Annotated in this window: 5 protein-coding genes; 4 read left to right on the forward strand and 1 reads right to left on the reverse strand. The window is 72.3% G+C overall.

Annotation, left to right across the window (positions count from 1 at the left end):
- Nucleotides 1-79 precede the first annotated feature (79 nt).
- Both ACK5IN_RS09345 and ACK5IN_RS09350 read left to right on the forward strand, forming a co-directional pair.
- Nucleotides 80-1,033 (forward strand): 1,4-dihydroxy-2-naphthoyl-CoA synthase, encoded by a 954-nt coding sequence (locus ACK5IN_RS09345; protein ID WP_416895925.1) that lies wholly within the window; start codon nt 80-82, stop codon nt 1,031-1,033.
- Between the two features lie 3 nt (nt 1,034-1,036).
- Entirely contained in the window at nt 1,037-2,017 is a 981-nt protein-coding gene (locus tag ACK5IN_RS09350) for a 1,4-dihydroxy-2-naphthoate polyprenyltransferase (protein WP_416895921.1), read from the forward strand.
- A gap of 11 nt (nt 2,018-2,028) precedes the next feature.
- On the opposite strand, the gene ACK5IN_RS09355 is transcribed toward ACK5IN_RS09350, so the two are convergent.
- Nucleotides 2,029-2,298 carry a DUF4229 domain-containing protein gene (locus tag ACK5IN_RS09355; RefSeq protein WP_416895922.1) on the reverse strand — a complete coding sequence of 90 codons (270 nt, stop codon included), beginning with the start codon at nt 2,296-2,298 and terminating at the stop codon, nt 2,029-2,031.
- A gap of 52 nt (nt 2,299-2,350) precedes the next feature.
- Here ACK5IN_RS09355 and ACK5IN_RS09360 point away from each other — a divergent pair, with 52 nt between their 5' ends.
- Nucleotides 2,351-2,758: a PLD nuclease N-terminal domain-containing protein gene (locus tag ACK5IN_RS09360; protein ID WP_416895923.1), complete on the forward strand. Its 408-nt coding sequence runs from the start codon at nt 2,351-2,353 to the stop codon at nt 2,756-2,758.
- 13 nt (nt 2,759-2,771) lie between these two features.
- On the forward strand, nt 2,772-4,180 hold a 1,409-nt coding region (gene menD, locus ACK5IN_RS09365; RefSeq protein ID WP_416895924.1), incomplete at its 3' end, for a 2-succinyl-5-enolpyruvyl-6-hydroxy-3-cyclohexene-1-carboxylic-acid synthase.

The raw sequence follows: 4,180 nt of genomic DNA on the forward strand, positions 1-4,180 counted from the left end.
GCCCACAACCCTCGCCGAGCGGTACATCGCCGCCACCGTCAAGAGCCTTCCGCAGACGGGGGGTCATAGGCTGAGAGGCATGGTCTCCGAGCTCTTCGACGAGAGTGAATGGATGCCGGCGCCCGGCGCCGATGCCTTCACCGATATCACGGCCCACGTCTCGCACGACGGACGCATCGCACGGATCGCGCTCGACCGGCCGGAGGTGCGCAACGCGTTCCGCCCGCACACGGTCGACGAGCTGTACCGCGCACTGGATGCCGCACGGCAGGACCCGCGCCTCGGCGTCGTTCTGCTGACCGGCAACGGCCCGAGCCCCAAGGACGGCGGGTGGGCGTTCTGCTCGGGCGGCGACCAGCGCATCCGCGGGCGCGACGGGTATCAGTACAGCGACACCGACCCCTCGACAGGCTCGGGGAGCGATGCAGGCTCGGGGAGCGATGCAGGCTCGGGGAGCGGGGGCGGAGGCGCACCCGCGGTGGGCCGTCTGCACATCCTCGAGGTGCAACGGCTGATCCGCTTCATGCCGAAGCCGGTCATCGCGGTGGTGCCCGGCTGGGCAGCCGGCGGCGGGCACTCGCTGCACGTCGTCTGCGATCTGTCGATCGCGAGCGCCGAGCACGGCCGGTTCAAGCAGACCGACGCCGACGTCGGCTCGTTCGACGCCGGCTACGGCTCGGCGTACTTCGCACGCCAGATCGGGCAGAAGTTCGCCCGCGAGGTGTTCTTTCTCGCCGAGGAGTACTCCGCACAGCGCGCGTACGAGATGGGCGCGGTCAACCGCGTGGTGGCGCACGCCGAGCTCGAGCGCGAGGCGATCGCGATGGCGCGCACGATCCTGACGAAGTCGCCCACGGCGATCCGCATGCTGAAGTTCGCCTTCAACGCGGTGGACGACGGCCTGGTCGGCCAGCAGGTGTTCGCGGGGGAGGCCACGCGCCTGGCCTACGGCACCGATGAGGCCGTGGAGGGGCGCGACGCCTTCCTCGAGAAGCGCGAGCCCGACTGGTCTGCCCATCCCTGGCACTATTGAGCCGTGGCAGGATCCGCGAAGAAGAAGCGCACGCGCGCAGCATCCCGAAAGCACCGACCGCGCGGCAACCCGCAGAAGCCGCACGTGTCGGGCGACCCCCGTGTGGCGGCCAAGGCGACCTTCGGTGATTGGGTCGGTGCGGCGCGCCTGCGCACGCTGCCGCTGGCGATCACGCCCGTGCTCATCGGCACCGGGGCCGCGCATCTGGTCGACCACCTGTTTCACTGGGTGCTCGCGCTCGCCTGCCTCGTCGTGGCGGCGGCGCTGCAGATCGGGGTGAACTACGCCAACGACTACAGCGACGGCATCCGCGGCACCGACGACTTCCGGGTCGGGCCCGCCCGACTGACGGCCGCGCGCAAGGCGAAGCCGCGCACGGTGCTCGTCGTCGCGTGTGTGTTCTTCGCGATCGCCGCCGTCGCGGGCCTGGCGATCGCGGTCCGCACGCAGCAGTGGTGGCTGCTCGCGGTCGGCGCGGTCTGCATCGTGGCCGCCTGGTTCTACACCGGCGGCAAGCGCCCGTACGGATACGCGGGGCTCGGCGAGCTGTTCGTCTTCGTGTTCTTCGGGCTGGTAGCCACGCTCGGCACCACGTGGGTACAAGTGCAGTATCTGCCGCAGGAGGCCTGGTTCGGCGCCGTCGGCGCGGGCCTGCTGGCGTGTGGCGTGCTGCTGGCGAACAACCTGCGCGACATCCCGCAGGACCGCGCGGCCGGCAAGCGCACACTGTCGGTGCTGATCGGCAAGACTGCCACGCAGGTGGTCTACACGGTCTTCGTGCTCGCAGCCTTCGCCATCGCGTGCGTGCTCGCCCAGTTCTACCCGATCGCGTGGCTCACGCTGCTGGCACTGCTGGCCGCGGTGCCCGCACTGCTGATCGTGTGGCTGTATCGCAGCCCGCAGGAGCTGGTGCTCGCCCTCGCGCTGACCTCGCTCACGTCGGTCGCCTACGGCGCGTTCCTGTTCTGGGCCTTCGTCGGCTGACCGATTCGAGATCAGCGCGCGGCGTCGTCGGCCGCGTCCTCGGCGGCCGCGTCGTCGGCCGCGGCGGTGCGCCGCTCACGGCGCTGGCCGAGGTCGCTGGTGACCGCGTCGAGCGGACGACGCAGGAATAGCAGCGACAGGCTGAGCCCGATCAGGGCGGCGAAGATCGCGGCGAGCCAGTACAGGTCGCGGAAGATCGGGAACAGCATGAGGATGCCGAACGGCACCACGAACGCGAGAATCCGCAGCACGGAGTACACGAGCGCGGGCTTGACCTTCACCCCTCCATCGTAAGCGCGGCCGGCGTTCAGGGTCCACGCTTAGGATGGAGACGTGGCACGGCTGTTGTTCATCCTGGTCCCGCTGGCGGTCGCCTTCTGGGTCTTCAGCATCGTGGACTGCGCGATGCAGCCGCCGATGCGCCACCGTGGCGTCTCGAAGGCCGCCTGGATGCTCATCGTCATCCTGCTGCCGGTGATCGGCGGCATCCTGTGGTTCATCGTGGGCCGCGGTCGCGCCTCGACGGTCGCGCCCGTGCGCGCACCCGACGACGACCCCGCGTTCCTGCGGGGCCTGGGCACCCCGAGCGAGCAGGACGAGCGCATCCGCCGCCTCGAGGAGGAGCTGGCCCAGCTCGATGCCGAGGACGACGACCCCCGCTGGCACCGGCCGTCCGCACCGGGCACCCCTGGCGACAACGACGGCGACGACCTGCGCGGCCAGCGCGGCAGCCTGAGCTGAGCCCCGGACAGACGTGGACGGCCCTGTGCGCGCGGCGGCGTCTGCGGCGACGGATGCGGCCGCCGCACTGCTCGACGCCCTCGTCGGGCACGGGGTCGGCGATATCGTCCTGAGCCCCGGATCGCGCTCGCAGTCGCTCGCTCTGGTCGCCGCGGCCCTCGAGCGGGCGGGGCGCGTGCGCCTGCACGTGCGCATCGACGAGCGGGTCGCCGGGTTCACCGCGGTGGGCCTCGCCCGCGAGACGGGCATGCCTGCGGCCGTCGTCTGCACGTCGGGAACGGCCGCGGCCAACCTGTTCCCCGCGGCGCTCGAAGCGCATCATGCGGGGGTGCCGCTGCTGCTGCTCACGGCCGATCGCCCGCCCGAGCTGCGCGGCGTCGGTGCGAATCAGACGACGCGGCAGCCGGGCATGTTCGCGCCGCAGGTGCGGTTCGAGGCGGATCTGCCGGTGCCCGACGAGACGGATGCCACGGGCACCCGCCCCCAGACGGCGATGCTGCGCAGGCTGGCCGCCGAGGCGGTCGCCGCGGCGCGCGGCGGCGGCATCCTGCCCGCGGGGCCCGTGCACCTGAACCTGCCCTACCGTGAGCCGCTCGCCGGTGAGCTGCCCGGTTGGTTCGCCCTCGGCACGCCTGCGGTGGAGCCCGCCGATCCGGAACCGGGGGAGCCGTCCGTGCTGGCGCTGGGCCCCCGCACGGTCGTGGTGGCCGGCGCCGATGCCGGTGACCGCGCCGAACAGGTGGCCTTCGAGGGCGGCTGGCCGCTGATCGCCGAGATCGTCAGCGGCGCACGCTTCGGGCGCCAGTCGGTGCGCGCCTACCGTACGGTGCTGCGCGAGCCGGCGCTCGGCGGCCGCGTCGAGCGCGCCGTCGTCTTCGGGCACCCGACGCTCTCGCGTGAGGTGACGGCCCTGCTGTCGCGCGTCGAGGTCGAGATCGTCGCCGTGTCGGGGCCCGGCGAGCCGCTGAACCTCAACGGGGCCACGCGCACCGTCTCCGCCGTCGCGGTCGGCGAAGGAGACCCCGATCGTGCATGGCTGCAGGCGTGGCTGCGTGCCGGGCACGAGGCATCCATCGATCTCGCCCCGCCCGCTCCGGATCTGCACGGGCTCTTCTCGACCGAACGGCACGACCGTCTCGACGCCGTCGCCGCAGAGCTGGCCGCCGTGCGCCAGCCGATCGACCGGGCCGTGCTGGTCGACTCGGTGTGGCGGGCGACATGGCCGCACGACCGGCTGATGTTAGGGTCGTCGCGGCTCGTGAGGGTCGCCGACGACGTGCTGGCGGGCATGCAGGTGCCCGTGCACGCCAACCGGGGCCTCGCCGGCATCGACGGCACCATCGCCACGGCCGCCGGTATCTCGCTGGCCAGTCAGGCGGAAGGGCGGCCCGGCGTCACGCGCGTGCTGCTCGGCGACCTGAC

It is taken from the genome of Microbacterium sp. (assembly GCF_047971895.1).
Taxonomy (GTDB): Bacteria; Actinomycetota; Actinomycetes; order Actinomycetales; family Microbacteriaceae; genus Microbacterium.

Excerpts from the sequence above, each read along its gene's own strand:
- ACK5IN_RS09345 (WP_416895925.1), top strand. The coding sequence starts at position 80 with ATGGTCTCCGAGCTCTTCGACGAGAGTGAATGGATGCCGGCGCCCGGC.